The following is a 3,610-nucleotide window of genomic DNA, read 5'->3' on the forward strand; positions in this document are numbered from 1 at the left end:
ACCTTGTCGGTTACAATCATTCCGGCAAGCACTTCCTCCCCTTTCCGAATATTACAAGGCACGCTTTCGCCCGTTAATGCGGCTGTATTAAAAGCGGCAACCTCATTCTGCATGGTTCCATCGAGTGGCACCCGCTCACCTGCCTTTATTTCTATAACTTCACCGACTTTTATCTTTTTAGGGCTTTCAATAACAAGATTACCCTCTCTAAGTACCAACGCTTTTTCAGGTCTTACGTCCAATAAGGCTCCGATATTACGTTTGGCTTTATCTACCGCTTTATTCTGGAACAGTTCTCCTACTGTATAAAATAACATCACAGCTACGCCTTCCGGATATTCGCCAATATAGAAAGCTCCCAGAGTAGCAATAATCATTAAAGTAAACTCACTGAAATAGTCACGTTCCTTCATGTTTTCCCAAGCCTCTTTCAATACTGGTATTCCAACCGGGATATAAGCTAATAAATACCAAACTAAAGCGACTGGTCTTTCACGAAAGAAAGCTAAATCCGTCACACTCATCACAATACCGCTTATCAACAAGATAAACGAAAGTCCTACTTTCCAATATTCATGGAATATCGTTTTCTTTTTATCTTCATATTTTTCGGTTGCACATTCATGTGTATGTGTGCAACAACTACAATGTCCCATACTTATTCATCCTTTATTTCTGATACAAAGGTAGCGAATGATTTGTGCAACTAAGTTGCAAAAGTGATTTCAAATAAAAAACAGCCAAATAATCTCGTTTTTTAAACATTTAATCTCCCTTATTTGCTATTCATTTCATATATAAGAAATAAAGGATAAATTATTTGTTTATTTTATCATATCTTTGTACTTCAATCATTTATATATGAAACAATACATTTTTCTGTTTTTATTTTTATTTTTGTTGTCAGGATGTGGTAAAGATGAGGATGTTCCGGAAAATAAAACCAATCCATCTGTTCCTGATAATCTAAAAGAGTGGGTAACTGACGATGTCGTTTGTCTCACAAGTAATCAGAAGGAACATATTATTGATAGTAATGAAGGAGTATTATATTTTAATGCTAATACGCCTACTGAACTATTGCCAACTACGGGAGAGATTATCCTTGAAAATGAACTTTCAGATAAATTTCCTTCAGGCTTTTATGGAAAGGTAGCACAAGTGAATAAAGAAAATGATCATTTTGTTGTAAGTACAGAATGGGTTCCACTCTGTGAAGCTTTTACATCACTTCCTGATCAAACTTTTGACATAGCTGATTATATTACAGGGTTTGTCCAGTCAGACGGAGAAGAAGCTGTAGTACAAAAACATTATGCAATAAATCCTATAACAAAAGGAATAGAACTCGGGACAGAAGTCAATATTAAACTTAAAGGAGATGGTTGGTCTGTGGAAGGTCCTTTTGACATGAAAGCTAAAATACTTTTTTCAGGTGGAGATATTCATAATTTTCGAGTTGACTTAGATTATGAGATAAAAAGTAAATTGAACGTTTCGTTTACAAAAGAAGTTGAATTTAAGAAAACGGCAACAGCTACACCTCCTAAGAAAATAGGCGAATTTATAATAAGAGTAATTCCTGCCAATGTTGTAATTACTCCAGTCATTGTGGTGTATGCCCAATTGGATGGCAACGGTAAGGTTTCATTAAGCGCATCATTAACGGCTAATTCTCGAATGCAACCATACATACAATATAATCAAGGACAATTTGGTTGCGGCTTAGAAAACCCCGCATGGCCATTGTTAGACTTCAAATTGAATGGCATTGAAATGGAGGCGGAGTTAAATGAAAGTTTAGCTCTTGCATTTCAGGCTCGTCTTTTTAATTATGAAAATATACGTATTGAGTTAGGAACTCGTCTAATATTTACAGAAAAGGCAAAATTCAGGCTTAACTACTTTAGTAATGCTTCATTGCAGAATGGAGAAGCATACGCTTCATTAAATGAAAATGAATTATCTTGCATCTTTAAGGTTTGTGTATATGCCGAAGCTGTTTGCAATTTAATAACAAAGAAAAAAGAAGATTCTAATGATAAGGAAAAGGATGAGGATAAGAAAAAGGAAATAGAAATTAAAGGTAGTTGGGAGGAACCTATAATCCCTGAAATAGAACTTCTGAAACGAAAACTTTTACCTGCTTTTGAAGATTTAAATTTTGATGTACAGCATAAGCAGCATAAAGCGACATTTTCTTATCAATGTTCAGGGTATCTTTTCACAGAATCTGCACAGATGGGATACGCCTTATATGATTTAGATGATGAGAATGATCAGCCAATCCGCATGGTATTGAAAGATAGTTATTACGTGAAAAGTGATATGGAAGTCGGAAAACGAGCGTTTAAATTTGAGATAGAAAATTTAGAAGAGGGAAAAAATTATTATGTCCGCCCGCTATTCAAAATATATGATAAAACAATGGTATCTGACGACCGTGCTGAATATGAGATTTTAGTTGGAAAATGGCAAGTCATAACACAAATTGATACTTATATTAACAATAGTGATGGCAACCAAGTTATTTACCATTGCAAACATCCTGGAACATTCGAGTTTAAGTCGGATAAATCTGGTGTTCAAACTGGGATGCATTACGGTGATGCGGATAATGGGACCGAGGATCCTGATGCCGATTGGCATCCTGAAGCCAAAATATTATTCAATTGGATAAAAAACGATAAGCAATTGATGATAAATATTGTCAGAACAGAGGGAATCCCGATGAATAATAGTCCGGCAACTATTGATGCGTTAATCGGAGATGTTACATCTGAAAAATTAGTATTCAGTTATCCAATCAATACGATACCTGAAGAAACAGCTTTCAGAGTAATAACATGTAAACGCATAGAGGAATAATCATTTTTAATGGATAAATAATTTCTCAACATATCTTATACAATGGAGTAATACCTGTTTGAATAGCTGCGATAGGTTTCACTAGCGCAACAACCATTTCCAAACAGGCACTACTTCTATATCCAATTCATTCCCTGAAATTGTCCTTTCTTCATTTCTTGCTGACGCTCGGCTATAATTACCTTTATTATATACTCTTTATATTGCAAAAATATAGCAAAAACATGCTTAATATATTAAGCAAGGCTTCCTTTTTTCCAACCGTAGCTAATATTTTCATTACATATAAATGGTTCTTATTGTCAACCAAAGTTTTTCCCCGATAGTATAATGATTATCATCGGTTTACATGCTGACAATAAGCCATGACAATAGCTGACAATAAAAAATTAGAACTTTTATTGTCAGTCTGTTCTTTGATTGCTTTGGGGCAGGATGCACCCGAAGGACATCATCGCTTGCAGCAACAATACCATTCACATAGAAAGCAGCTTTTTAAAATAAACCCTCCTATTAAATGAATGTTATATAGCCGGTATCTTTCACTTAACAAGTAGGTATTGTTACATTAAAGCATCAGTATTGTTAACTCTCCACGGCCGTGACAAGATCTTTCCACGGCCGTGGTAGGAACTCGTCACGGCTGTGGGAAGAAGTCACCACAGCCGTGACAAAGTAAAGATAGCGGTACTTTAGTAGAACTATACTGGCACTCAAGGGCAACTACATAGGCACGTTAATG

At 35.5% G+C, this 3,610-nt stretch carries 2 protein-coding genes; one reads left to right on the plus strand and one right to left on the minus strand.

The window, feature by feature from the left end:
• A partial coding sequence (locus ACT8YW_RS22385; RefSeq protein WP_444107195.1) for a P-type ATPase occupies positions 1 to 656 on the minus strand: 656 nt, incomplete at its 3' end.
• 205 nt (positions 657 to 861) lie between these two features.
• Between ACT8YW_RS22385 and ACT8YW_RS22390 the strand changes: the two genes are divergently transcribed.
• Complete coding sequence (locus ACT8YW_RS22390; RefSeq protein WP_444107196.1) at positions 862 to 2,868, plus strand: hypothetical protein; 2,007 nt, start codon at positions 862 to 864, stop codon at positions 2,866 to 2,868.
• The last annotated feature ends 742 nt before the right edge of the window (positions 2,869 to 3,610 follow it).

The sequence above is a fragment of the Bacteroides sp. genome, from assembly GCF_052357945.1.
Taxonomy (GTDB): Bacteria; Bacteroidota; Bacteroidia; order Bacteroidales; family Bacteroidaceae; genus Bacteroides.